The organism is Desulfovibrio sp. JY, assembly GCA_021730285.1.
GTDB lineage: Bacteria > Desulfobacterota > Desulfovibrionia > Desulfovibrionales > Desulfovibrionaceae > Solidesulfovibrio.
In genome coordinates, this window is sequence record CP082962.1 from 312,736 (window position 1) to 336,540 (window position 23,805).

18 protein-coding genes are annotated in these 23,805 nt (G+C 69.1%); 5 read left to right on the top strand and 13 right to left on the bottom strand.

Going from position 1 to position 23,805, the window contains the following annotated elements; genetic code table 11:
• The first annotated feature begins 25 nt into the window (after nucleotides 1-25).
• Nucleotides 26-2,101 carry an SEL1-like repeat protein gene (locus K9F62_01290; protein ID UJX41361.1) on the top strand — a complete coding sequence of 692 codons (2,076 nt, stop codon included), beginning with the start codon at nucleotides 26-28 and terminating at the stop codon, nucleotides 2,099-2,101.
• A gap of 216 nt (nucleotides 2,102-2,317) precedes the next feature.
• Here the strand turns inward: K9F62_01290 and K9F62_01295 are convergent, their stop codons facing one another.
• The 9 genes from K9F62_01295 to K9F62_01335 all read right to left on the bottom strand — a co-directional run bounded on the left by K9F62_01295 (nucleotide 2,318) and on the right by K9F62_01335 (nucleotide 12,781).
• A complete protein-coding gene (locus K9F62_01295) occupies nucleotides 2,318-3,307 on the bottom strand; it encodes a MoxR family ATPase (GenBank protein ID UJX41362.1) in 990 nt (329 codons plus the stop codon).
• Between the two features lie 21 nt (nucleotides 3,308-3,328).
• Complete coding sequence (locus K9F62_01300) at nucleotides 3,329-5,131, bottom strand: PilZ domain-containing protein (protein UJX41363.1); 1,803 nt, start codon at nucleotides 5,129-5,131, stop codon at nucleotides 3,329-3,331.
• 100 nt (nucleotides 5,132-5,231) lie between these two features.
• Entirely contained in the window at nucleotides 5,232-5,984 is a 753-nt protein-coding gene (locus tag K9F62_01305; GenBank protein UJX41364.1) for a hypothetical protein, read from the bottom strand.
• Nucleotides 5,981-7,507: a BatD family protein gene (locus tag K9F62_01310; GenBank protein ID UJX41365.1), complete on the bottom strand. Its 1,527-nt coding sequence runs from the start codon at nucleotides 7,505-7,507 to the stop codon at nucleotides 5,981-5,983. The genes K9F62_01305 and K9F62_01310 overlap by 4 nt, the downstream gene beginning before the upstream one ends.
• The gene (locus K9F62_01315) at nucleotides 7,507-9,267 is read right to left on the bottom strand and encodes a VWA domain-containing protein (protein UJX41366.1); all 1,761 of its coding nucleotides are present in this window, start codon (nucleotides 9,265-9,267) and stop codon (nucleotides 7,507-7,509) included. The genes K9F62_01310 and K9F62_01315 overlap by 1 nt, the downstream gene beginning before the upstream one ends.
• Nucleotides 9,264-10,253: a VWA domain-containing protein gene (locus K9F62_01320; GenBank protein UJX41367.1), complete on the bottom strand. Its 990-nt coding sequence runs from the start codon at nucleotides 10,251-10,253 to the stop codon at nucleotides 9,264-9,266. The genes K9F62_01315 and K9F62_01320 overlap by 4 nt, the downstream gene beginning before the upstream one ends.
• Complete coding sequence (locus tag K9F62_01325) at nucleotides 10,247-10,714, bottom strand: hypothetical protein (protein UJX41368.1); 468 nt, start codon at nucleotides 10,712-10,714, stop codon at nucleotides 10,247-10,249. Before K9F62_01325 ends, K9F62_01320 begins: the two co-directional genes overlap by 7 nt.
• A gap of 14 nt (nucleotides 10,715-10,728) precedes the next feature.
• Nucleotides 10,729-11,616, bottom strand: coding sequence for a DUF58 domain-containing protein (locus K9F62_01330; GenBank protein UJX41369.1), 888 nt, complete (start codon nucleotides 11,614-11,616; stop codon nucleotides 10,729-10,731).
• A gap of 82 nt (nucleotides 11,617-11,698) precedes the next feature.
• Entirely contained in the window at nucleotides 11,699-12,781 is a 1,083-nt protein-coding gene (locus tag K9F62_01335; protein UJX41370.1) for an FUSC family protein, read from the bottom strand.
• A 270-nt stretch (nucleotides 12,782-13,051) separates the two neighbouring features.
• Between K9F62_01335 and K9F62_01340 the strand changes: the two genes are divergently transcribed.
• Entirely contained in the window at nucleotides 13,052-14,674 is a 1,623-nt protein-coding gene (locus K9F62_01340) for a two-component sensor histidine kinase (GenBank protein ID UJX41371.1), read from the top strand.
• Nucleotides 14,675-14,734: 60 nt separating this feature from the next.
• On the opposite strand, the gene K9F62_01345 is transcribed toward K9F62_01340, so the two are convergent.
• A complete protein-coding gene (locus tag K9F62_01345) occupies nucleotides 14,735-15,439 on the bottom strand; it encodes a tetratricopeptide repeat protein (protein UJX41372.1) in 705 nt (234 codons plus the stop codon).
• Nucleotides 15,440-15,581: 142 nt separating this feature from the next.
• On the opposite strand from K9F62_01345, the gene K9F62_01350 reads away from it, so the two are divergent.
• Nucleotides 15,582-16,100, top strand: coding sequence for a LysM peptidoglycan-binding domain-containing protein (locus K9F62_01350; GenBank protein UJX41373.1), 519 nt, complete (start codon nucleotides 15,582-15,584; stop codon nucleotides 16,098-16,100).
• A 38-nt stretch (nucleotides 16,101-16,138) separates the two neighbouring features.
• Here the strand turns inward: K9F62_01350 and K9F62_01355 are convergent, their stop codons facing one another.
• Complete coding sequence (locus tag K9F62_01355) at nucleotides 16,139-17,194, bottom strand: bile acid:sodium symporter (protein ID UJX41374.1); 1,056 nt, start codon at nucleotides 17,192-17,194, stop codon at nucleotides 16,139-16,141.
• A 141-nt stretch (nucleotides 17,195-17,335) separates the two neighbouring features.
• On the opposite strand from K9F62_01355, the gene K9F62_01360 reads away from it, so the two are divergent.
• On the top strand, nucleotides 17,336-18,109 hold the full coding sequence (locus K9F62_01360; GenBank protein ID UJX41375.1) for a helix-turn-helix transcriptional regulator: 774 nt from the start codon (nucleotides 17,336-17,338) through the stop codon (nucleotides 18,107-18,109).
• 561 nt (nucleotides 18,110-18,670) lie between these two features.
• On the opposite strand, the gene K9F62_01365 is transcribed toward K9F62_01360, so the two are convergent.
• The gene (locus K9F62_01365) at nucleotides 18,671-20,830 is read right to left on the bottom strand and encodes a SpoIIE family protein phosphatase (protein UJX41376.1); all 2,160 of its coding nucleotides are present in this window, start codon (nucleotides 20,828-20,830) and stop codon (nucleotides 18,671-18,673) included.
• Nucleotides 20,831-21,013: 183 nt separating this feature from the next.
• On the bottom strand, nucleotides 21,014-21,421 hold the full coding sequence (gene cadR, locus K9F62_01370; GenBank protein UJX41377.1) for a Cd(II)/Pb(II)-responsive transcriptional regulator: 408 nt from the start codon (nucleotides 21,419-21,421) through the stop codon (nucleotides 21,014-21,016).
• An 88-nt stretch (nucleotides 21,422-21,509) separates the two neighbouring features.
• Between cadR and cadA the strand changes: the two genes are divergently transcribed.
• The gene (gene cadA, locus K9F62_01375; GenBank protein UJX41378.1) at nucleotides 21,510-23,744 is read left to right on the top strand and encodes a cadmium-translocating P-type ATPase; all 2,235 of its coding nucleotides are present in this window, start codon (nucleotides 21,510-21,512) and stop codon (nucleotides 23,742-23,744) included.
• The last annotated feature ends 61 nt before the right edge of the window (nucleotides 23,745-23,805 follow it).

Here is a 23,805-nt window from a genome sequence, read left to right on the forward strand (position 1 = left end):
CGCTCTCTTTTATAAATTTGCCGCCATGCCCACACACGCCCCAAACATCGCTAAACGCCGCCGCATTGCCGGCGCGATTTTTTGCGGCCTGATCCTTTTGGGCGCGTTCGGGCTTATCGCGGTGTGCTGCGGCACGCCCGAGCGCGGCGCGCGGCTGTACGACCAGGGCAAGGGCAAAGAGGCGCTGCCGCTGCTCGAAAAAGCGGCGGCGCGGGGCTCGGCCCCCTCTTCCTACCGGCTGGGGCTGTTGCTCGAATCCGGCCGGGACGCGCCCCGGGACCTGCCCCGGGCCTTGGCGCTTTTTACGGCGGCGGCGAAAAAGAACCTGGTGCCGGGCATGGTCAAGGCCGGCGACCTGTCGCGCGCAAAGGGCGAGAACGCGGCGGCGGTGGGCTGGTATCGCCGGGCAGCCGATCGTGGCAATCCGGCCGGCATGGCCAGACTCGGCGAGATGCTGCTTGCCGGCCGAGGCGCGCCCGCCGATACCGACAAGGCGCTTACGCTGCTGCGTCAGGCCGCGGCCAAGGGCGACCGGCAGGCGGCCATGGACCTGGGCCAGGCCCTTGTCGCGCTCTCCGAAGCCGGGGACGCGCGCGGCGACGCGGCGGCGGCGGCCCGGTATTTCCAGGCGGCCGGCGAAGCCGGGGACGCGGCGGCCATCGGCCGTCTGGCCGACCTGTACGCGGCCGGCCGGGGCGTGCCCAAGGACCTGGGCAAGGCGGCCGATCTGCGGCGGCGGGCGGCCGACGCCGGCGACGCTCCCGCGGCCTACGCCCTGGGGCTGGCCTATCTGTCCGGCCAGGGCGTGACCGCCTATCCCCTGGAAGCGGCACGACTTTTTTCCAAAGCGGCCGACGCGGGCTACGTGCCGGCCATGCTGCGTCTGGCCGACATGTATTATGCCGGGCTCGGCGTTTTCCGCGACCCGGACCGGGCGCTTTCCCTCTACGACAAGGCCGGGGAGGCGGACGACGCGGCGGCCGGCCGGCTCTGCCGGCTTTTCGCCGCCGGCGACAAGGAACGGCGCGACGCCGGGCGGGCCGTGAAATTTTGTGACAAGGCGGCCAAGTCCGGCGATGCCGGCGCGGCCACACTGCTCGGGCTCGGCATGCTGCGCGGCCGGCTGCCCGGGGACGCGGCCACGGGCACGCGGCTGCTGTCCCAGGCGGCCTGGACCGGCGATCCCGAGGCCATGTACGCCATGGCCCTGCTCCATCTGGCCCAGGAAGGCGTGGCCGGCAATCCGGCCGAGGCGTTTCGCTGGTGCCGGCTGGCGGCGGCGGCCGGTCTGCCCGAGGCCAAGACGCTGCTGGCCGCCCTGTCCGAAGAAGAATTCCCCAGCGCCGCCAATCTGGCCAAGGCCATGGATTTCTACCGCGAGGCGGCCGGAGCCGGCGATGCCGAGGCCGGATTCGCCCTGGGGTCGCTGCTCTCCAAAGGCCTGGCCGGGCCGCCGGATTTCAGCGCCGCCCGCAAATGGTACGCCATGGCGGCCAAGGCCGGCGATTCGCGGGCCCAGTTCAACCTGGGGCTCATGTACCTGACGGGCAAGGGCGGTCCGGCCGACGACGCCAAGGCGCTGACCCTCATGCGCGAGGCGGCGGACCAGGGCGATCCCCACGCGCGGTGCAACGTGGCCACCATGGAACTGACGGGCCGGGGCACGACAGCCGATCCCCAGGAGGCTTTTCGCTGGTATCGCCTGGCCGCCGGTCAGGGATTCCCCCAGGCCCAGGCCATGCTGGCGACGTTTTATTACGACGGGCGGGTGGTGCCGCGCGATTTCGAAAGCGCGCTCTTCTGGCTGACCCTGGCCAGTCGCGATCCGGGCGGCGACGCGCTGCTCATCCGGGCCGCCAAGGCCAAGGCGTCGCTGACAAGGCGGCTCACCCCGGAACAGCTCGAACGCGTGCGCCAGCGCGTGGCCGACTTTTCACCGGCCGCCTACGATCCCAAGGCCGAAAAGGCGCTGCTCGCATCCATCAAGTTCCTGCCGCCAAGCGCCCGGGGACCGGGATTCGCCTCCGCGCCGAAAAGCGCCCGAAACGTCGCCTCCGAACCGCCGCAAGTGGATAAAAGCGAGGACAAGGCATTATTTTAAAAAGATTTTGGGGATGATATCCGGGGGGAAACTTTTTTGAAAAAAAGTTTCCCCCCGGACCCCCTTTCAAAAAACTTTAACGGTTACGCTATTATTACGTTCAATCATACGTAACCATTGAAAGTTTTTGGGAGGGGAGAGCGCGAGAGGGGGACCCTTTTTTCAAAAAGGGTCCCCCTCTCGCACACTCTTCCACTCTTCCACTCTTCCCTCCCCCTATGGCACCGGGACATGTTCCAAAAGCGTCTGGACGACGGCGTCGGGGGTGAGGCCTTCTGCCTGGGCCTCGTAGGTGAGCAGGATGCGGTGGCGCAGGACGTCCGGGGCCAGCGCCTTGATGTCTCCGGGCGTGGCGTAGTCCCGGCCGTCTATGAGCGCCATGGCCCGGGCCGTGCGCGCCAGGGCGATGGAGGCGCGCGGCGACGCGCCGTAGGCGATCTTGCCGATCAGCCCGGCAAGGCCCGGGAGTTCCGCCGCACCGGGATCGCGCGTGGCGCCGACCAGGGCCACGATATAATCCAGAAGCCGCGCATCGAGCCGCACCGCCGCCACAAGCGCCCCGAGCTCCAGCACCTGCTCGCCGGTCAGCACCGACTCGACCGCGACCGGCTCGTCGCCGCCCCCCCGGCGCACGATCTCCTTTTCCTCCTCGGCCGAGGGGTAGCCGAGCACGAGCTGGAAAAGAAACCGGTCCACCTGGGCCTCGGGCAAGGGATAAGTCCCCTCCTGCTCGATGGGATTCTGGGTGGCCAGGACGAAAAACGGCTCGGGCAGGGAAAACGTCTCCCCGCCGATGGTCACCCGCCGCTCGGCCATGGCCTCGAGCAGGGCCGACTGCACCTTGGACGGCGCCCGGTTGATCTCGTCGGCCAGCAGGATGTTGGCGAAGACCGGCCCCTTGCGCACGGAAAACACGCCCGTGGCCGGCTGGTACACCTCCATGCCGCAGATGTCGGCGGGCAGCAGATCCGGCGTGAACTGCACCCGGCGAAACTCGCCGTGCACGGCCGCAGCCAGGGTCTTGACCGCCAGGGTCTTGGCCAGTCCCGGCACGCCCTCGATCAGCACATGCCCCCGGCATAAGAGCGCGATAACGAGCCTGTCCACAAACCCGGCCCGGCCGACAAGCACCTTGGCCATCTGGGCGCGCAAGGCCAAAGCGGCCTCGCCGACGCCGGCCAGACGCGCCGGATCGATCATGGTCATGGGAAATCTCCGAAAAGCGGATCAGTGTCCGATGGTATTGCGGAAAATCCAGTCGTTGATGAGGAAGATGCCGTCCTTGCCCACGGTTGTAAACCGTACCAGCTTGTCTCGGCGCACCTCGCCGGCCTCGGTGAACTGGAAACCCACGTATTTTTTGTGCAGCTGCGAAAAATCCCGGATGCTCTTGGTTTCCAGACGCAGCCCGAGCTTGAGGTCCGGCAGGTTGACCTGCCCGGTCAGGTGCAGGAAGGCCAAAAGCGGGTAGTCCTTGTTGCCCTCGACGAAATAGGTATACGCCGGGGCCTCTTCGTTGATTTCGAGCATCAGCCCGCCGGCGGAAAGGTCCCGGATATGGCACTGGGATGCGCCGTCGGGAATGATGCAAAACGGGGCGGGCCAGTGCTTCAGGGCGGAAAATTCGCTCCAGTCCGCGCCGAGGTTGGGGGAGGACAGCTCGAAGGAGGCCAAATGGCTGGGGTTGAGCGGCAGCCGCTTGTGGGTGCGACGGGTCAGCGCGAACGCGGCCGGAAAGGCCAGCTCCACCAGGGCGTAGTTGGCGTCCACCGCCCGCACCCCAAGGACGTTGGTTCCGAAATCGCAGTACGTGCTTTTCTGCTTGCGGTCGGTGATGGCGAAATAGCCGTGGACCTCCTGACCGCAGGCGGCCTCGTTGAGCCTGTTGCCGCTTGGCGACTGGAGAACCATGGAGTCCTCCTTGATCGCCTTGATGTAACAGGGATTTATGGCCGAATTGTCGCGAGCGTCCATGAGGCGGAAATAGAGGATGCTTTTCTGCTTGTAGGCGCTTTCCAGGACCGTGCGCTCCTCGACCAAAAGCCCGCGGGAGGGCACGGCCTTTCGCTGCTGGATGGCCTTGGCCGCCTCCAGGGTCCTGCGCAGCCAGTACATGGCCGCGATCCGGTTGACCAGACTCTGGGGAGGCTCCACGCCCATGCGGAACCTGGCCTCGCAACAGCCGTCGGGGCAGTGGCCGTCGAAGCGCTCGAGCATTTCCCGGAAAAGCTCCAGCACACCGATATCGGGGGGAAATGCCTGGGGTTGCAGCGTCATGGCCGCATTGCGGTACTCCTCCAGGCCGAAGGCCTTGGGGATATCGCCGATGACCAGGACGCCAAACCGCCCAAGCGCCGGTCCATGGAGAGCCTTGTCAAAGATATTTTTAAACAACTTCAAGATGAACGGCTTCTTGTATTTCGCTTCCACCAGCCGGGAGGTGAAGTCGAAAACCGGACGACTGGCGAATTCCATCAAGGTGGCCGTTCCTAGGGAACGAAAGTACCAGTCGCGGACCGCGCGGTCGTTGTGCGAATTCTCAATAATATTGCTTTCGAATTTCAGCACATAGTCATAATTATTGAGATGCATGCAATACTTGTTTTCCCGGGAATCACCCACGAAATGGACAATCCAATGCTTCCTTTCCTCTTCATTTGTCCAGGCCCAGCAATGATACAGAAGTTCGCTGCTCAAATAATCAAAAAAACGCCTTCTATTGAAGTCGTTTTGCAAAATATGCATCACGGCTGGTTCCAGCTTCGCCCGATTGTTCTGGCAGGCAACCAGCCCCTTGTTGACCAACCACACGGGCAAGGCCGCGTTTCGATCGAATATGTAGCGCTGCACGCTGGCGTCGATGGCGCCATCCGTGGATCTGTTCAGGAGATTATTGGAAATATGGCGTACAAGGCGCGAGGCGGCGCCGACAAGCGTCGGATATGCGGCGGGTTCCGGCGGCAATTTGGCGAGCCGGCCGAAATGCATGTCCAGGCTGGTATTGACCACAGGGGTCAGGGCATCTTTCATGAAACGAGGTCCTATACGTATGGCCTTCGAAGAAAGATTGTCGATCGATAGCACATTGCCTTTTTTTCGCAACCGCCCGGGACGCGCGCAAAAGGGCACCTTAGCGCGGCAATGCGGCAACTGTGTTCCGATCGACCCAGCCCGCCCGAATCGGGCCGCCACCTTCCGTCACGACGCGTACAAAACCGTTTCGTGACGGACCGAGGGTGACGACCGTGCCGGGAGCCAAAGGAAAAAGCGTCTCGGCCCCCGGCTCCGGGGCGCTTCCGGCCTGGGCGGCGCGCAGCATCACGGCGCGCGGGAAAAGAACCGGCGACAGCGCCCCCCAGCCGACCGCCAGCCACAGCACGGCCACGAGCGCGGCAACCCAGGGGACACAGGCGACAGCCCGACACGGCCGGCGTGGCCGCCGCGCCCGGAAAAGCCGCGACCCGGCCAGCGAGAGCCAGAAAAGCGCATTGGCCGCCAAAACGAACGGCCACAGGAGGCGGGCCGAAACAAACCGGGCCAGAGGCGCGTCCACGGCCGTGACGTCCAGGCCGGCGGCCGCCAGGGCGGCGGCAACCGCCCCATCGGCCGGGTCCAGGCGGCGCGCCCGGTACAGCCACCAGGCGGCCCGGCCGGGATCGCCGCCAAACCGGCTGGCCGTGGCCGCGTCCAGGCACAAGGCCGTGTCGACCAGACCGGGCTCGGCCGTGGCGGCAGCGGCAAAGGATGCGGCGGCGGCGGCGTAGCGCCCGGCGGCATAGTCCCGCACGGCCGCGTCCAGCGCCTCCCGCCCGGGACCGGCGGCCAGGGCCGCGCCAAGGGCCAAGAGCCATACGACCACGGTGAGGGGAAGGAGCCGCCTCATGCTTCAAGCTCCGCCAGGGCCTTGGCCGCCGCGTCCACGGCCTGCCCGAGTTCCCGGTCCGAGACGGGCCGGCCGTCGTAGAGCACCGCGTCCAGCCGGCGCAGGGCTATCACGGCCGCCGGCGGGCATTCCCCGCCCTTCCCCGCCTCCCGGGCCAGCCGGTCCCGCAAGGCCTCGGCCAGGGCGAACGGCGAACCGAAAAAGGTCGCCCGGGCCCGACGCGGCCGGCGCGGCAAAAACGTCAACGCATAGGCCAGGGGCGGCAGCAGGGCCAACACCAGCCGCCAGAGCCAGGACGGCGCGGCCTGCCTCCCTTTGTCTCCAGACACATGGCGCAACGGCGGGGCCAGGGAGGGATCGGCCGGGACCGACGCGGCGGCCGGGACGCGGTAGGTCCGGACCGGGGCCTCGATTTCCGTGTATCGCCCGCTCGCCGGGTCGAACACGGCCAGCCGGGCCGGACCGAAGACGTAGTCCCCCGGTTTCGCGGCGCTGACGGCGTAGCGAAAGGTCCGCTGGCCGACGTAGCCCGACCGGCCGGCATCGCCACCGCCTGCCGCCTCCAGAAACCGCGCCGTGGCCCCGGGCGGGGGAACGACCGGCGGCGGCGGGGCATCGGCCAGATTGCCCCGGCCCGCAAGCGTGAGCGTATAGACCGCCTCACGGCCGGGCGCGCCGGCATCGAGCCGGGAAGCGAGCGTCATGCGCCCGACAAGGCCGGTAAAGGGCGCGTCGCCGGCATAGTCCGGCAGAGGCCGCACGGTCACGGGGACGGCCGGTCCCTTGACGGTCACGTCGCGGGCCGCCCCGCCCTTGCCCGGCACGCCCCGGCAGACGACCGTGGCCGGCGGGATGGTCGCCTGTCCGGGACTTGCGGCCAGAAGCAGATACTCCGCCTCGGTCACGGCATAACGCCGGCCGGCGAATTCGATCTCGCCGTCGCGCTGCCCAGGCAGAGGCGTGACGTCCATATCCGGGAAACGCGGCGCGGCAAGGCTTATGCCCGAGGCCGTCACGGCCCGGTAGAGGCGCAGGGTGTAGACGAAAAATTCTCCGGCGTAGGGATCGGGCTTGGAAAGCGTGGCGTCGAGAAAGATGTCCTGACCGGCCAGCGCCTTGGGCGGGGTGGGGCGCGGGCGCACGAGGGCCTCCAGGGGCGCGGTGCGAGAGATCCGGCCGCCGGATTCCACGGTAAGCGCCGGTATGGCCAGCCGGCCGGCCCGCACCGGGATCAGCTCGAACCGGTAGGCCGTGACCGGATCGCCGGTTCCCGGTCCGCGCAAGCCATGCACCCGGCCGCGCGGCACCACCGTCCAGTCGGCCAGCCGGGGCACGGTGATGACCGCCGTGGCCTCGCCCGGGATGTACACGCGCAGCATCAGGCTCTGGCCCAGATAGATGTCCCGGGGCTCGAGTTCGGCCACGGGCTCGCTTACAGGCATGGCCGCCGGACCGGGCGGCCCGGCAAGGGCCAGGCTCCCGGCCCAAAGCAGTATGGTGAGGAAAAGCGCGAAAAGACGCATCACCAGTCCCTGGCCACGCTCGGGCGGCCGTACAGCGGCGGCGTTGGCAGCCCGGTCAGGTCGGGCACGCGGTCGAGGATCGGGTCCCCGACCTTGCCGGCCGAACGGGCCTGTTTTTCCCCAGCCTTTTGACCGACCGCGCCGGCAACCGGCACGTTCGCCGGGCCGCCTCTCCCGGCCGAAGGCGGCGCATCGGCGGAGGCCTGCCCGTCCGGGCCGTCCCGCTTGCCGCTGCCGTCGTCGTCACCCACCGGAGCCGGAGCCTTGCCCGGGGCCTCGGCCCTGCCCTCACCGCCGGCGGCCGCGTCCGGCGTCGGGCCGGACTTGGAGCCGGATCTCCCGGCGTCCTTGTCGGCCTCGCGGCAGGCATCGTTGCCGGCGCGCACGCGGTCCAGGTTGGCCCTGGCGTCGGCGTCGGCGGGGACAAGGGCCAGGGACGCGGCGTAGAGCCTGGCCGCGCCGTCGGCGTCGCCCTGACGGCAGACGGCGTTGCCCTGATTATACAGTGCCCGAGCCCGAAGCGCCGGGGAAGCGGCGACCGCCGCCCGGGCGAACATCCGGCCGGCTTCGTCGAAGCGGCCCAGGCGGTAATAGGCCGTGCCGATGTCGTAGAGAATCTCCGGGCTGTCCGGCCGCCAGACCCGGGCGGCCAGAAAGGCTTGCAGGGCCGTGGCCGCGTCGTCGGCCGCAAAGGCCGCGATGCCGCGCGAAACGTCCTTGCCGGCCGGATCGCCGGCCCGGGCCGGGAGCGCCGTCGCCCCCAGGGCGGCCAGGGCCAGAATGGCAACGGGCAGGCCCTTGCCGACCGGCACCAGGAGCAGGTCGAGCAGCAACAGCGCCAGCCCGGCCGCGTAGCACAACGCCGACCGGTCCGCCGGAGCGTCCACGGTCGAGTCCGCATGCCCCCTGGGAGCAGCCAGGGCGGCCAGGGCGGCGGCGATTCCCTCGGCCGGCGAGGGCGCATCCGGGGCCAAGCGAAAAGAGCGTCCCCCCGCGTCCCGGGCCAACCGGGCCAGGCCGGCCGCGTCCACCCCGACCAGCACCGGCCCGCCCTCCCCGTCGCGCAGCACGCCGCCGCCCGCTTCGGGAGGCAGCGGCACGGCAACCGGCGTGGCCCCGCCCACGGCCACGGTGAAAACGGGCGGATCCCCCGGCCGCGAGCCGGCCGCATCGCGCACCGGCACGGTGTCCTCGCCATCGGAAAGGAGCAGGATGGCCCCGGACCCGGCTCCGGCCAGGGCCAGACGGCAGGCTTCCAGGGCGGCGGCGACCGAAGTGCCGCCGAGCGGGGCCTCGGCCGGGGACAGGGCGTCGAGGAAAAGGGCCAGGGCCGGCCGGTCGGCCGTGACCGGACAGGCCAGCCAGGCCCGGCCCGAAAACCCGACCACCCCGGCGGCCACATGGGGCAGTTTGGCCAATACCGCGCGCACGAGCTCCTTGGCCGCGGACAGGCGATCCGGGGCCACGTCGCGGGCCAGCATGCTGCGCGAGCAGTCCACGGCGACCATCAGCCGCAACGGAGCCGGCGGCACGACAGAAGCGGCGACATGCCCCGCTTGCGGTCCGGCCGCGCCAAGGGCCAACAGGGCCAACCCGGCCAGAAAGAGAACGGCCTTGACCCGGCGAAGCCGGCCATGCCGGGAAACGCCCGGGAAAAAGGCGGCCAGGGCGCGGCGTCTGGCTCCGGCCAGCCACAGGAAAGACGCGCATACCGGCACGGCGGCCAAAAGCGCCAGAAATTCCGGTCTGGCAAACGTCATGGCAGCCTCAAAAAACGCGTCGCGGACAGGCCGCAGGAAAGGGTGAGCAGGCAGATGGCCAAGGCCGCTGCCAGGGGGGCAAACGGCGTCTTTTCGGCCGTGGGCACGGGCTTCATGTCGCTGGCCGTCCGCTTGGACACGGCGGCGACCGCCTGGGCCAGGGCGGGTGCGTCCTCGGCCCGGAAAAACGCCCCGCCCGAGAGCGTGGCCAGCTCGGTCAAGGCGGCGGTGTCCACGGCGGCGTTTTCGCGCACGATCTCCTGACCGAGCAGGGGATGGTTGACCAGAAACGGGGCCGGGCCGTTGCCGCCGACCCCCACGGCGAAGATCGGAATACCGCGCGCGGCGGCCGCTCTGGCGGCATCGGCCGGGCGCACTTCCCCGGCGTTGGACAGGCCGTCGCCGAAAACCACCACCAGTTTGGCCAGCCCCGGCGCGCCGGCCAGCTGTTTGACGGCCAAGCCCACGGCATCGCCCATGGCCGTGCGCCGGCCGGCCGCGCCGACGGACAGCCGGGAAAGGGCCTGGGTGAGCGCGGCCCGGTCGTCGGTGGGGGGCAGCACGACATAGGCCCGCGAGCCGAAGGCGACCAGGCCGATGCGGTCCCCGGGCCGGTCAGCGGCAAAGCGGGCGGCCGCCTGGGCCACGGCCTCGAGCCGGCTGACCGTGCGGTCGGGAAGCGGCATGTCCAGCGCGGCCATGGATTCCGACAGATCGACCGCCAGCATGATGTCCACCCCGCGCCCCCGGTAGACCGACGTCTCGGTCACAAGCCGCGGTCCGGCCAGGGCCACAATCACGCCGGCCAAGGCCAGCAGGCGGCAGGCCATGGGGAATGCGGCCGTAAGCGGCGGTCTGCCGGCGGCCAGGGCCGGACCGACATCGGCCACGCCAAGGGAGCCGCGCCGCGACACAAGACGGGGGACAAGGGCCAGGGGAAGAAGAGCGGCGAGCGCCAGCGCCTCGGGCCGGGCCAGGGTCAGCATGCCCCGCGCCTCCCGGCCAGCCAGGCCACGACCAGGGCGTCGCCGCGCCGGTCCGCGCCCGCGACCTCCCGACCGGCGTAGCGCGCCCCGTCGGCCCGCGCCAAAAGCGCGGCCAGGGCCGTACGTTCGGCCTCGGGCAAGGCGGCCAGATGCGGGATGATTTCGGCCGTGGTCATGGCCGTGGCGGGAAAGGAAAACCGCACGACCAGGGCGCGACGGGCCAGTTCGGCCAGCCGGTAGTAATAGTCCCGGTCGTCCAGGCCGGCCGCCTCGGTCGCCAGCGCGGCAAGCCCGGCGCGTATCCCGGCCAGGGCGCGACGGTCGGGCAGGCAGCGTTCCCGCCGCCAGCGCCACATGGCCAGCGCCAAAAGGGCCAAAAGGCCAAGGGTCGCGGCCAGGCCCAGGCCGGACAGGCCGCCCGGGAGCGCAACCGGCCCCTTGATGTCGCGAATGTCGTCCATGGCGGCTGGACCTCTTATGCCCGAAGGGCTCCGGGGCGCGCCCGGTGGCGGAAATAGGCGTCCAGGGCCGGCCCTGGCGCGTCCCCCACGGCAAGCTCCAGCACGCCGACGCCGGCGGCGGTAAGGGCGGCGCGCAACGCGGCATCGCGCTCCCCGGCGGCGCGCGCATACCGCTCCCGGACCCGGGCCTTGCCGCAGTCGAGGACCGCGCGCCGGCCGGTTTCCACATCGGTCAGATGCACCAGACCGTAGGGCGGCAACGCGGCCGCCTCCCTCCCGCGCAAAAGCCCGAGCGTGACTTCGTGGCGGGCGGCGAACGGCCCCAGCACAGGGGCAAACGTCGCGCCGAGACAGTCGGAAAAAACGAACAGCAGGCAACGGCGGCGCATGACGGCGGCAAGCAGGTCCAGGGCCGGCCGGGGATCGGTGCGCGCGCCGACCGGAGCGGCCTCGGCCAGGGCGGCGGCCACGGCATGGGGCTGTCCCCGTCCCTTGCCCGGCGGCACGAAGGCCTCCACCCGGTCGGAAAAGATGACCAGCCCCACCCGGTCGCGGCTGTCGGCGGCGCTGACGGCCAGGGTGACGGCGGCCAGGGCGGCGGTAAAAAACGGGGAGGAACCGCCCGCGGCCACACGCATGGAAGGGCTCGCGTCCACGGCCAGCATGACCGTGCGGGCGCGTTCCTCCCGGTAGCGCTTCACAAAGGGGCGGCCCAGGCGGGCCGTGACCTTCCAGTCGATGGACGCGGCGTCATCGCCCGGGGCGTATTCCCGAAATTCCTCGAATTCCAGGCCTGCGCCGCGAAAAGCCGAACGATAGCCGCCGGCTGTGGCCTCGGTTGCGGGAGCGTGGCCGCGAAGGCGGACACTGCGGGCGGCGGCCAGCAATTGCCAAGCCTGCATGGATGCTTTCGAGCCTCCGATCCGAATGGGCGTTGCGACCGCAGGCACGGTAGCAGCACCGCGCCCGCTGGGCAATGCGGCCCTATTCCTGCTCCAGGGTGCGCAGCCGGCCCACGATCTCGCCCGTCTCGGCGGCGCAGGCCAGCATGCCGTGCATGAAGCTGAAAAAGTGCATGACTTCGCTTAGGCCGTAGGCCGCCGGAGCCCGCTCCCGGCGCATGGCCGACAGTTTTTCCCGCGCCCCGGCCACGGACGTCTCCAATTCGGCCAGGCCGGGAAGCGCGCCGTCCCCGCGCAAATGCGCGGCCAGGCCGGAGAGCACCGCGCCCACGGACTGGCGCAGCCCGGCCAGTTCCCCGGTCAGCTGGCTTTGCAGCCCCTGGCCGTGCCATTCGGAGGCGATGTGGTCCATGGCCAGGATATGCTCGAACAGATGCTCGGCGCGGAAAAGCAGCAGAAGCTGGGCGGCCGCGGCCTCACCACCCCGGCCTTCCAGATTGGCCTCCCGGCGCAGATCCCGGCAACGGGCCAAGGTGCGCACAATGCGGTCCTTGAGCGCGAAGGCCTGCCGGTCGTTGTAGACGTCCCGCACCAGCCCCTCCAGCACCAGGCTGAAAAACGCGGCCTCGTCCTGAAAAATCTTGGCCAGCCCGAAGGACACCGCCTTGCGGGCCCGGGAAGGGAAAAACGACAGGGAAACGGCCAGGGCCGTGATAATGCCGACCGCTATCTCGAAAAAACGGTCCAACCCAAGGGTCAGGGCGGACACGTCGCCATGGCCGGCCAGAAGGACGATGACCGCCGTGATGCCGCCGACCCGGGAACTCTCGCGCAAAAACGGCACGGCCGTGCACACCATCAGGGTGGCGAAAACCGCCATGCCCAGCGCCGGCCAACTCGAGCCGCCGACATGGACGGCCACGATGCCCATGACCGCGCCCACCCCGGTGCCGAGCAGGCGGGCCCAGGCCGCCCGGATCGAGCCGCCGATGTTGGCCTGCATGACGATGACCGCCGTGATGACCGCCCAATAGCCCTGGGGGAGGTTGAGCACCGTGACCACGAGTTGCGTAACCACGGCCGCCACGGCGGTACGGCCGGCATGGCGTACGCCGAGGCGTTTGACCAGGCGCTTTATGAGCGGGAACAAGGTCGATGCGGACATGAAACTCCTCCATCAGGCAAAGGAAAAGCGCCCTACCCTTCCCGGCCCTTTTTGGGAAGCCCCCCCGGTGGAGGGGAGCGCGGACACGTTGTGCCTCGCAACCGGATATGCTATCATGTTTTTTGCAGTCCTGACTATCCGGTCGCGCATGCTTCGTGGCCGCCGGAGGGAGTCGATTGCCGTGATCGCAGTACGACATTTCGGATATACGCCGGGAAGCGGCGGGCCGCGCCCCATCCTGTCCCACGCGCCATGCCCCGGAGTCCGGCCATGACCGGCGGCCGGCTGTTTGTCGCCGGGAGCCCGGAACCCGATCCCCGGGAGCTTTCGGCCGGGCTTTGCGACGCCCATCGCCGCGCGGCCGCGCTATCCTGGGCCGCCGCCTTGTCCCTTCCCCTGGACACCCTGCCCGACGTGGCCGTGGTCGCCCTGACGGCGGCGGAAACGTCGGACGTCCCCGCCCGGCTGCTGGCCCGCCTGGACGGCCTGCCCGGGCACGTGGTCTTTCTGGCCCCGGCCGGGGCTTGCCCGCCCGAAGGCCTTGGCCTGCGCCACCTGCCGGGGCTCGACGCCCGGGGCCTCCTTGCGGTGCTCGACATCCTGGACGAGCACAACGAGGAAACCCTGGCAACCGGCAAGCACGAGGCCTGGCATACCGCTTTCCTGGCCGCCTTTCCGGGCATCATCCTGGCCTGCGACGCCGCCTCCCGCGTGGTATTCGCCAACGCGCCCCTGTCGCGGCGCGCGGGCTGCGATCCCGTGGACATGCCCTGCCACGTCGCCCTGCACGGCCGGGAGAAGCCCTGCCCCTGGTGCCCGCGCCAGGAGGTCGCCAAGGGACAGGCCGTGAGCATGGAGATCCAGAGCCCGCTTGACGGCCGGTTTTTCGCCGCCACCAGCGCGCCGCTCAATCTGCCGGGGTGCCCGCCGCTTATGCTGACGTTGTGCAACGACGTCACGGACCGCAACATGGCGCTCTCCCGGCTCAAATCCCTCAACCGCGACCTGGAGCGCCGGGTGGCCGAGCGCACCGACACCCTGGCCCGGCAGGCCGAGGAACTCGCCGAGGCCAACGCCCGCCTGCGGGAACTCGACGCCCTCAAATCCGGCTTTCTGGCCACCGTCACCCACGACCTGCGCACGCCGCTGACCTCGGTCCTCGGCTTCGCCAAGCTGACGCGGCGGGACTTCATCAAGGATTTCATGCCTTTTTCCGAAGTCAGCGACAAGCTGCGGCGCAAAGGAAATCGCATCGCCGACAATCTGGCCATCATCGAGACCGAGGGCGCGCGCCTGACCCGGCTCGTCAACGATTTCCTCGACCTGTCCAAGATCGAATCCGGCCGGCTCAACTGGAACGACCAGGATACCGACCCGGCCGACGTGATCCGCTCGGCCGTGGCCGCCGTGGGCGGCGAGTACGAACAAAACGAGCGGCTGGCCCTGGTGGTGGATATCCCGGGAGCCCTGCCCCGGCTGCGCCTGGACCCGGACCGGCTCATGCAGGTGCTGGTCAACCTGCTCACCAACGCCGCCCGCCATACCGGTGAGGGCGAGGTCACGCTCTCGGCCAGGATGGTGTCCAACGACCGGATGCAATTCAGCGTGGCCGACACCGGCCCGGGCATTCCGGCCCAGGAGCGGGAGCGGATTTTCGATAAATTCTACCAGACCCGCCAGGGCGACACCACCGCCCAGACCAAGAAAGGCACCGGGCTCGGGCTCGCCATCTGCAAGCAGATCGTCGAACGCTACGGCGGCATCATCCGGGCCGAGGATCGTCGGCCCCACGGCACGGTCTTCGTGGTGGACCTGCCGACGGGCCGGTCGGACCAGGGCGACGGCCTTCCCGCCGACGACGCGCCCCTCCGCCCGGGCCTGCTGTCATCCTGACGCGACGGTCCCGCCACCGAAAGCACGTGGCGGGACCGTCTCCGACATCTCCAACGCGTATCAGATATCGTTTAAGTCGATGACCTTGGGCGCGGCCTTGGCCTTGCCCGGCTCCTTGGCGGGACCGGCCGACGGCCCGGACGCGGGCGAAAGCTCGGAAGGAGCCGGCGCGGCGGACCTGGACGCGGCCGGCGCGGCCACCGCAGCGGGAGCCTTGCGCGCGCCGCAGACCAGCCGGACCGACTGGAGGCGGGATTTGGCCGGGGCAAAGGACGCCTCGCGGGCCAGCGCCTCCCTATAGGCGGCAAGGGCCTTGTCGCACTGGCCGGATAACAGCTCGGCGTCGCCAAGGGCCAGGGCGGCGCGCGGGTCCTTGCCCCCGGCCTTGGCCGCCGCCTGCAGCATGTCCCTGGCCCGGGAAAGGTCGCCATCGGCCAAGGCGGCCATGCCGAGGCCCTCCATGGCCGATGCGTCGCCCGGAGCGGCGGCTGTCGCCGCTTCAAAGGCGGCCACGGCCTTGCGCCGGCCGTCACGCAGGCAGGCGTCGCCGGCGCGGCTGAGGCCCGTCGGCCCGGCGGCGGCGCCGGCCTGGGACAGGTCGCGACAGGCGGCGGCGTAATCCTTGTGATCGTAGGCCGCGTTGCCGGAAGCGACCAGATCCTTGGACGGTTCCGACGAGGAAGACATCTTCAAGACGCCGCAGCCGGAAAGCCCTCCGGCCAGACAGACAAACAGCACGGGCGCGACAAGGGTGCGAAATTTCATGGCGTCACCTCCGGATCGCTGTGGAAAGGCACGCCAGGGCTATCCCAAAGCGCGGCCGGATTGTCAAATCCCGACCGGGCTGCTAGGTCTGGCCTTAACTGCCAGGCTGGTGTTACATATCACTGCAACCGGGAGGAATGCCATGACCCGGCTCGCGCTGCTTTCCCTCGGCTGCGTCCTTCTGGCCTGCTCGGGCGTTTGGGCAGCGGACATCGCCCATGTCGCTCGACCGGGCGACACGCCCGCCCGCATCGCCAAAATCTACCACGTGCCCCTTGCCACCGTCATGACCCACAACAAGGGCCTCGATCCCTGCCGCATCAAGGTCGGCGACGTGATCCTCGTGCCCCGGCCCGCCGAGGACGCCCCGCAAACGCCCGACCAGGAGGCCAAACCGGATCCCACCGCCCTGCCCGACGAGGAACCCCTCGGCGTGCGCTACGTGGTCGTGCCCGGCGATTTTCCCGCCGCCATCGCCGATCGCTTCGGCATCCCCCTGGGCGACCTGTCCCGGGCCAACCCCGGACTCGACCCGAAAAACCTGACCGTCGGCCGGGTGCTGTCCATCCCCCAGGGAACGGCTTGCCCGCCACCGGTGCCCATCGAGCGCGACGGCGCGCCGGCAAAACAAGCCGCGCCCCTGGTCATGGACTTCCAGTAAGGGACCAGGGACGCGGCAACCGAGGGTTGGGGGGCAAATCAGGAACGCACGCGCACCGCTTCCACGGCCGGCACGCCGGGCATCAAATCCGCGACCGGCGACGCGGAGACCGTATCGCGACGGGCATAGCGCGAAGCCAGCAGGGAGCACACGAACAGCTGGAGCGGATGGTAGAACATGATCGGCAGCACGATCAGGCCCAGGGCCGGATTGGCGCCGAAAATAAGCCGCGCCATGGGCACGCCCGAAGCCAGGGTCTTCTTCGAGCCGCAAAAAACCGCCGTGATCCGATCTTCCACCGGCATCCCCATCCGCTTGCCGATCCAGCTCGACAGGAACAAGGCCAGGGCCAGAAGAAGCGCCGCGCCGCCAAGGGTCACCACCAGCACCTCAAGGCCGGTATGCGTCCACAAGCCGGATTTGACCGAGTCGCAAAAGGTTCCGTACACAAGGACCACAATCACCAGCTTGTCGAAGGTGTTGATGAACTTCTTGTGCCGCGAGGCCAGCTTGCCAAAAAAAGGACGCAACACCTGGCCCAGGACGAAAGGCAAAAGCAGCATCAGCGAGATGTTGACCACGGCATGGCCGAACGACAGCCCGCCGACCCCCTGCACGCCCTCGATCAGCTCCACGATGGAAGGCGTCAGCACGATGCCGAGCAGGCTCGACAACGTGGCGTTGAATATCGCCGCCGGCACGTTGCCCCTGGCAATGGCCGTCATGGCCACCGACGAGGACACCGTCGAGGGCAGGGCGCACAGATACAGGAATCCAAGCAACAGCCCCGGCGGCATCAACCCGCCGAAAAGCGCCCGAAACGGGAAATACAAAATCGGAAACGCCACAAAGGTCATGGCCTGCACCAACAGATGCAGCTTCCAGCGTGACATGCCCCGGCGCAGATGCTCCGTGGAAAGCGCCAGGCCATGCAGCAAAAAGATCATGAAGATGCCCCAATTGGACACCTGCTCCGCATGCATGGCCCCACCGATCGACCCGAATTCCGGAAAAACCGTGGCCAGCGCCACCGCCAGCACCATGCCCGCCAAAAACCAATCCTTGGCCATTTTCTCGAGTATCTTCCCAACCATGTCCGTCTCCCCGGCCCATACGGCCGTCTTCCTCCAATGCTCAAATCGGCGCGTGCCCTCATGGCCCGCGTTGACCAAAACCTAAGCATGGACAGACGCGCCGTCTCGCGCTAGAAAGACAATATATAGCTGGAAACAGACATGACCACGGAACGTATCGCCCCCACCCTCCAAACCCTGCCCCGGCCCGTCTACCCGCGCAGCGAAACCCTGCCCGCCGGGTCCGTGTCCCGGGCCCACGCCCACCCCTTCGGCCAGCTCTCCTTCGCCGGCGAAGGCGTGCTCCTCGTGCGCACCGAAACCGGCAGCCACGTCGCCCCGCCCCAACGCGCCGTCTGGGTGCCGCCCGGCATGGCCCACGAAGTCGCCGCATCGCGCCGCTCCGAAATGCGCGGCCTCTACATCGGCTGGGACCAGGACATCTTCCGCCCGCTGCAATGCCTCGTGCTCTCCGTCACGCCGCTGGCCCGCGAACTCATCCTCGCCGTCTGCGCCCTGCCCGTGCTCTACGACGAACACGGCCCAGACGGCCGGCTCGTGGCCGTGCTCCTCGACCAGCTCGCCAGCCTCCCCGTCGCCGACTTCAGCCTGCCCTGGCCCAAGGACCCACGCCTGACCAACATCTGCCAAGCCCTCACCGACAGCCCCGACGACAGCCGCACCGCCAGCGCCTTCGCCAAATCCGCCGGCATGACCGAACGCACCCTCGGACGCCTCTTCCTCGGCCAAACCGGGCTGACCTTCGGCAATTGGCGACGCCGGGCGCGACTGCTCGCCTCGCTGTCGCTGCTCGAATCCGGCAAATCCGTCACCACCACCGCCATCGAATGCGGCTACGACTCCACCTCCGCCTTCATCGCCGCCTTTCGCGAAGCCTTCGGCATCACGCCCGGGGCATTCGTACGCGGCGTTTAGGCAACAGGGACAGGGAGGCAGGAAAGGGAGGAGAGGCAGGGGCGCTGCCCCTGCGACCCCGCCAGGGCTCCGCCCTGGACCCGCCGGGGGACTTGATGTCCCCCGGACCCCCTTTTACCGGGTTGGGATGATGCGGCGGGAGTGCGAGTCGGTGCGGTCGGTGGTGTCTTTCTTGTTGCCGCAATCGGCCCGGCGACACGAGGCGCTTCGCGCCTCGACGCCGGACGCGATTGCGGCAACAACCACGCCAGCGGCGAAGCGCCGCATTTTAAGAAGATGTGATTGTTCTAAATGTCGCCCCAACGGGGCGACCGGCGTGGTGGCGGCGGAATTTGCTTGGGACGAGCTTGTCGCGAAGCGACATGCACCGTCCCGACAAATTCCGCCGCCATCTTCTCACACTCCGCCTACCCGCCAGCCAACCCCGCTCCCGCTCGCCAAAGCACACCGGATGGGGGGTCCGGGGGGCGCGCTCGCCTCCCGGCGGGTCCGGGCAGCGCCCGGCGAAGGGGCTCCGGGGAGGCCGCGCCTCCCCGGGCGGGGTCCGGGGCAGCGCCCCGGCTACGACGACGACGCCTGCTCGTCGGGCAGCACCTTGATGGCGACGAGGGTGACGTCGTCTTCGGGCTGGGCCTCGCCGAGAAAGGCGCGCAACCCGGCCAGAACGGCGTCGACGATTTCGGCGGCCGGGGCTCCGTGGTGCTGTTTGAGCAGTTCGCGCACGCGGTCCTTGCCGAACATTTCGCCGGCGGGATTGCGGGCTTCCCAGAGGCCGTCGGTGGCGAGCAGCGCCACCTGGCCGGGCTTCATGCCCGCGGCGCTGTTTTCGGCGTAGCGGGCTTCGGTGACGATGCCCAGCGGCGGGCCGCCCTTGTCGGGGATATCCTGCACGAGGCCGGTTTCGGCGTCGTAGAGGATGATGGGGTCGTGTCCGGCGCGCACCCAGTGGATGCGTTTTTTCTCGATATCGATGGCGAGGTAGAAAAGCGTCATGAACCGGCCGGAATCGGCCAGATCGGCGCACAGGAGCTTGTTGACGTCGTCGATGACGGCGGCCAGGGAGCCGGGCTGGAAGGAGCGCATGCGCAGAAAGGCCCGGGCGGTGGTCATGAGCAGGGCGGCGGCGATGCCGTGTCCGGTGACGTCGCCGATGATGACGCCGAAGCTGCCATTTTGTTCGTTGGGTTCGTGGATGAAGTCGTAGTAGTCGCCGCCGGTTTCATCGCTGTAGAGGCTGGTGCCGGCGATATCGAAACCGGGCAGTCCCGGCGCGGCCTGGGGCAGGAGGTTTCGCTGCACTTCCTCGGCCAGGGCCAGGGCCTGACGCAGCAGTTCGTTTTTGCGCTGGATTTCCAGGCGCGCCTCGTTGATTTCCTGGTTGATGGCCCGCATGAGCGCCTGGGAGCGGTCTTTTTGGGCTTCGAGGCGTTCCCGGGAGCCGTTGGCGCGTTCCAGGGCCCGGGTCAGGGAGCGGATTTCCCGGCGCAGGGATTCGGCCTCGCCGGTGGGGCAGAGATCCTTGGCCTCCAGGGGCGCAAGACGGGGCGTCACGACCTCGCCGCCAAGCACGAGGCTCACGAGGGACCCGTTGTGCAGGTGCAGGGGCAGGTCCCTGGCCGAGGGGCCGAGTTCCCCGAAGCAGTAGAACCCGGCCACGGGCGTGCCCGGCGGCAACGCGGCGACCATCTGGGAAACTTCCTCGTCGGCCCTGGTGCCGAGGATGTCCTTGCGGGTGGAGCAGGAAAGGAGCAGTGCGCCGGCCGGCGTGAACGTGCCCCTGGCTTCTTCGGCCAGTTCCCGGCTCCTGGCGCGGATGTCGGCGAGCATGCCGGGTCGGTCGGCCTCGGCCAGTTGGACCATGGCCCCTTCGGGCACGCCGGCCGCGAACTGGATGCTGCCGTCGTCCTCGCTGTAAAACCCCGGCGCGCGCAGGTAAAAATCCTTTTTCACCTCGCAGGCCACGGCCAGGGGCAGCTCCGTGGCCGGTTCGGCATGGGGGCCGAGGTAGCGGCGGTAGAAATCCAGGGCCGTGCCGTCGCCGATACGGCTGACGACGCTCCCCGAAACCCCGGTCACGCGCGACAGGCCGCCCACGGGTCGCCAGCCCCGCGACAGGCGCATGGCCGAGGGAATATCGCCGGTCAGGAGCATGAACGGCGCGGCATGGATGAGCACCTCGCGGCCGAAAAACTGGCGCACGGGCCGCCGGTCGGCGAGTTGCCGGGCGGAGATGCCGCCAAGGACCATGCAATCCGGACCAAGGGCCGCATCCAGGGCCTGGCCGAAGGCCTGGACGCCGCCCCGGCCGCCGTCCGGGAACGTCAGGCACAGGGAGGCAGGCGCGGCGATGCCTTTCCGGGCCGCTTTCAGGGCGTCGCGGGCCTGGGCCGCCGTATCGACATCCGGGCCGGCGAAGTCGCGGACAAGGCCCACGGAGCAGCCGATGCCGTCGCCGCCAAAGGCCACGAGCAGCACCGAATCGTCGCTGATGCCGCCGATGGAGGACATCTCCCCGGCCGAGGTCGTGCCGACAAGGGGCACACCCGGAAAGGCCTCCTCGATCACGCGCAAAATCGCGCCGTGGTCGTAGCCGACCCCGGTAAATAAAAGCAGCCCGACCGGGGCCGCCCCGCCAAGCCCCCGCCGGCAGGGCTCCACCGCGCTCCGGGCGGCGCAGTCCCCATCCAGGCACTTGCCGTGTCCGACCGCCATTCGCAACATGGACACCTCCTCGCGTCGCCCCGCGCCTGCCGGGATAACGGACAGGGCAAGGGAGCATAGTGCATTATTGGTCCGATTTGGAAAATGGCAAGGGGGGTAGGTGCGGCGCGACCGGCCATCACGGCCGCCACGGTCCGGCCGAACCCACAATTCGCAACCGTAACGACGCCATTGCCTTGCGTTTCACACCGACGGGCCGGCCGGGTCCGTCAATTCGCGGATGATGCCGCATTGGTCGATGGGCGTGGCCCCGGTACAGCGCAGGCGCAGGGCGCGCAGTTGCGTCTGGAGGGCCTGGAGCCGGGTGATGCGCTCGGTGATGTGGCCAATGTGCGTGTCGAGCAGCGTGTTGACCTCGCCGCAGTCCGGGCAAGCTCCGTCCGTGAGGGCGAGCAGGGCCCGAATTTCGTCGAGATTCATTTCCAGCGCCCGGCAGTTGCGGATAAAGGCCAGCCGGGCGAGGTGGGTGGCGTCGTAGAGCCGGTAGTTGCCGTCCGAGCGTTCCGGCGCCGGCAACAGCCCTTCCTTCTCATAGTACCGGACCGTATCCGGCCGGCAACCCGTGCGTCTGGCCAGTTCGCCGATGCGCATTCTTTTTTCCTCCGATACGGATAAGGGCTTGACCCTGGAGCAACTCCAAGGTGTGTCATGGGGGCGGACAAGGCAAGGAGGATTTTCGATGTCACACCATGAACATGCCCATGCCCCCGATCATGATCCGTTTGCCAAGCCCTGCTGCTGCGGCCACGAGGGTTGCCAAACGTCCGCAGGCACGCCCGCAGGCGACGACAATATCCCGGAAACGGCCCAAAAGGACACCTTCCGCATCGAGGCCATGGACTGCCCCACGGAAGAGGCCATGATCCGCAAGGCGCTCGGGACCATGCCCGGCGTGGCCGGCATGCGCTTCAACCTGCTGGCCCGGGAGCTGACGGTGCACCATGACCTGCCGGACACCATCGGCATCGTGGCGGCCATCGCGGCGCTCGGCATGGAGGCCGTACCGGTCACGGCCGAGGGGCCGCCGCGCCTGGCCGCCGGGCCGACCGGACCATGGGTGAGGCCTGTCCAGGGCGCGGCCCTGGCCGTGGCCGTGGCGGCGGAGGTGACCGAATGGCTGGGGCTTTTCACGCCCTGGCTGCCCCTTGTCTGCGCGCTCGCCGCCATTTTGGCCTGCGGCCTGCCCATCTACCGCAAGGGATTCACCGCGCTCAAAAAACGCGAGCTCAACATCAACGCGCTCATGAGCATCGCCGCGACCGGCGCGGTCCTGCTCGGCCAGTTCCCGGAAGCGGCCATGGTCATGGTGCTTTTCGCCATTGCCGAACAGATGGAATCCGCATCGTTGGCCCGGGCCAGCCAGGCGGTCACGGCGCTTTTGTCCCTGGCCCCGGAGCAGGCGACCATGCGGCGGGAAGACGGGACGTTCGCGACGGTTCCCGCCCGGGACGTGCCGGTCGGCGCGACGGTGCGGCTCATGCCCGGGGAACGCGTGCCCCTCGACGGCAAGGTGGTCGCCGGCCGGTCCTCGGTCGACCAGTCGCCCATCACCGGCGAGAGCCTGCCCGTGGAGAAGGAACCGGGCGCGGCCCTTTTCGCCGGCACCATCAATCAGGAAGGCGAGCTGATGATGGAGACGACGGCCCTGGCCGACGACTCGACGCTTTCGCGCATCACCCGGGCGGTGGTGGATGCGCCGGGCAAAAAGTCCGGCACCCAGCGTTTCGTGGATCGGTTCGCCGCGGTCTACACCCCGGCGGTCTTCGCCGTGGCCGTGGCCGTGGCCGTGTTGCCGCCGCTTTTTTGGGGCGGCGCATTCGTGGACTGGATCTACAAGGGACTGGTCATCCTGGTCATCGCCTGTCCCTGCGCCCTGGTCATCTCCACGCCGGTCTCCGTGGTCAGCGGGCTGGCCGCCGCCGCCAAACACGGCATCCTGGTCAAAGGCGGGCTGTTCCTGGAGCGGGGCCACGCCCTGCGCGCCCTGGGCCTCGACAAGACCGGCACCGTGACCACCGGCCGGCCGGCCCAGACGGACTTCGAAAACCGCGCCGGCGAGGCGGACGCCAACCGGGCCGTGGCGGCAAGCCTGGCCGCGCGTTCGGACCATCCCGTGTCCCGGGCCGTGGCCACGGCGGCGGCCGGGGACGGGATCGTGCCGCGCCACGTGGCGGATTTCACCGCCCTGCCCGGCCTTGGCGTGCACGGGACCGTGGACGGCCGCGTCTTCCACCTCGGCAACCACCGGCTGATCGAAAAGCTGGGCCTGTGTTCGCCGGCCCTGGAGGCGCGGCTTTCCGCCCTCGAAGGCGCGGGCAAGACCACCGTGCTCCTGGCCGACGCGGACGGGGTGCTGGCCCTTTTCGCCGCCGCCGACGCGGTGCGGCCCCACAGCCGCGACGCCGTGGCCGAACTGCACGCCCTCGGGGTTTCCACCGTGCTCCTCTCCGGGGACAACACCCACACGGCCGAAGCCATCGCCCGGGAAACGGGCATCGACGAGGCCTACGGCGACCGGATGCCAAAGGACAAGGCCGAGGCCATCGCGGCGCTTCGCCAGGAGCAACAGGGCAAGGGGCTGGTCGGCATGGTCGGCGACGGCATCAACGACGCCCCGGCGCTGGCGGCGGCGGACATCGGCTTCGCCATGGGCGCGGCCGGCACCGACGCGGCCATCGAGACGGCGGATGTGGCCATCATGGACGACGACCCGCGAAAGCTCGCCGCCTTTATCCGGCTGTCGCGGGATACGGTCGGCGTGCTGCGGCAAAACATCGCCCTGGCCCTCGGGCTCAAGGGGCTGGTGCTGGCGCTTACGGTCGCGGGTTACGGCTCCATGCTGTTAGCCGTATTCGCCGACATGGGCACGAGTCTGCTCGTCATCGGCAACGGACTGCGGCTGTTGCGCAAATAACGGGATGCTGCGGTCTCATCGAAAAGACCATCAGACCTAGAGTTTTTCGCGCCTCCCGCCG

Bases quoted from the DNA above. Each gene is read 5' to 3' on its own strand.
- K9F62_01315 (UJX41366.1), bottom strand. From the start codon at position 9,267: ATGACGTTTGCCAGACCGGAATTTCTGGCGCTTTTGGCCGCCGTGCCG.
- K9F62_01320 (UJX41367.1), bottom strand. From the start codon at position 10,253: ATGCTGACCCTGGCCCGGCCCGAGGCGCTGGCGCTCGCCGCTCTTCTT.
- cadA (UJX41378.1), top strand. From the start codon at position 21,510: ATGTCACACCATGAACATGCCCATGCCCCCGATCATGATCCGTTTGCC.
- K9F62_01360 (UJX41375.1), top strand. From the start codon at position 17,336: ATGACCACGGAACGTATCGCCCCCACCCTCCAAACCCTGCCCCGGCCC.
- cadR (UJX41377.1), bottom strand. From the start codon at position 21,421: ATGCGCATCGGCGAACTGGCCAGACGCACGGGTTGCCGGCCGGATACG.
- K9F62_01345 (UJX41372.1), bottom strand. From the start codon at position 15,439: ATGAAATTTCGCACCCTTGTCGCGCCCGTGCTGTTTGTCTGTCTGGCC.
- K9F62_01305 (UJX41364.1), bottom strand. From the start codon at position 5,984: ATGAGGCGGCTCCTTCCCCTCACCGTGGTCGTATGGCTCTTGGCCCTT.
- K9F62_01290 (UJX41361.1), top strand. From the start codon at position 26: ATGCCCACACACGCCCCAAACATCGCTAAACGCCGCCGCATTGCCGGC.
- K9F62_01310 (UJX41365.1), bottom strand. From the start codon at position 7,507: ATGCGTCTTTTCGCGCTTTTCCTCACCATACTGCTTTGGGCCGGGAGC.
- K9F62_01300 (UJX41363.1), bottom strand. From the start codon at position 5,131: ATGAAAGATGCCCTGACCCCTGTGGTCAATACCAGCCTGGACATGCAT.
- K9F62_01340 (UJX41371.1), top strand. From the start codon at position 13,052: ATGACCGGCGGCCGGCTGTTTGTCGCCGGGAGCCCGGAACCCGATCCC.
- K9F62_01355 (UJX41374.1), bottom strand. From the start codon at position 17,194: ATGGTTGGGAAGATACTCGAGAAAATGGCCAAGGATTGGTTTTTGGCG.
- K9F62_01325 (UJX41368.1), bottom strand. From the start codon at position 10,714: ATGGACGACATTCGCGACATCAAGGGGCCGGTTGCGCTCCCGGGCGGC.
- K9F62_01330 (UJX41369.1), bottom strand. From the start codon at position 11,616: ATGCAGGCTTGGCAATTGCTGGCCGCCGCCCGCAGTGTCCGCCTTCGC.
- K9F62_01335 (UJX41370.1), bottom strand. From the start codon at position 12,781: ATGTCCGCATCGACCTTGTTCCCGCTCATAAAGCGCCTGGTCAAACGC.
- K9F62_01295 (UJX41362.1), bottom strand. From the start codon at position 3,307: ATGACCATGATCGATCCGGCGCGTCTGGCCGGCGTCGGCGAGGCCGCT.
- K9F62_01365 (UJX41376.1), bottom strand. From the start codon at position 20,830: ATGTTGCGAATGGCGGTCGGACACGGCAAGTGCCTGGATGGGGACTGC.
- K9F62_01350 (UJX41373.1), top strand. From the start codon at position 15,582: ATGACCCGGCTCGCGCTGCTTTCCCTCGGCTGCGTCCTTCTGGCCTGC.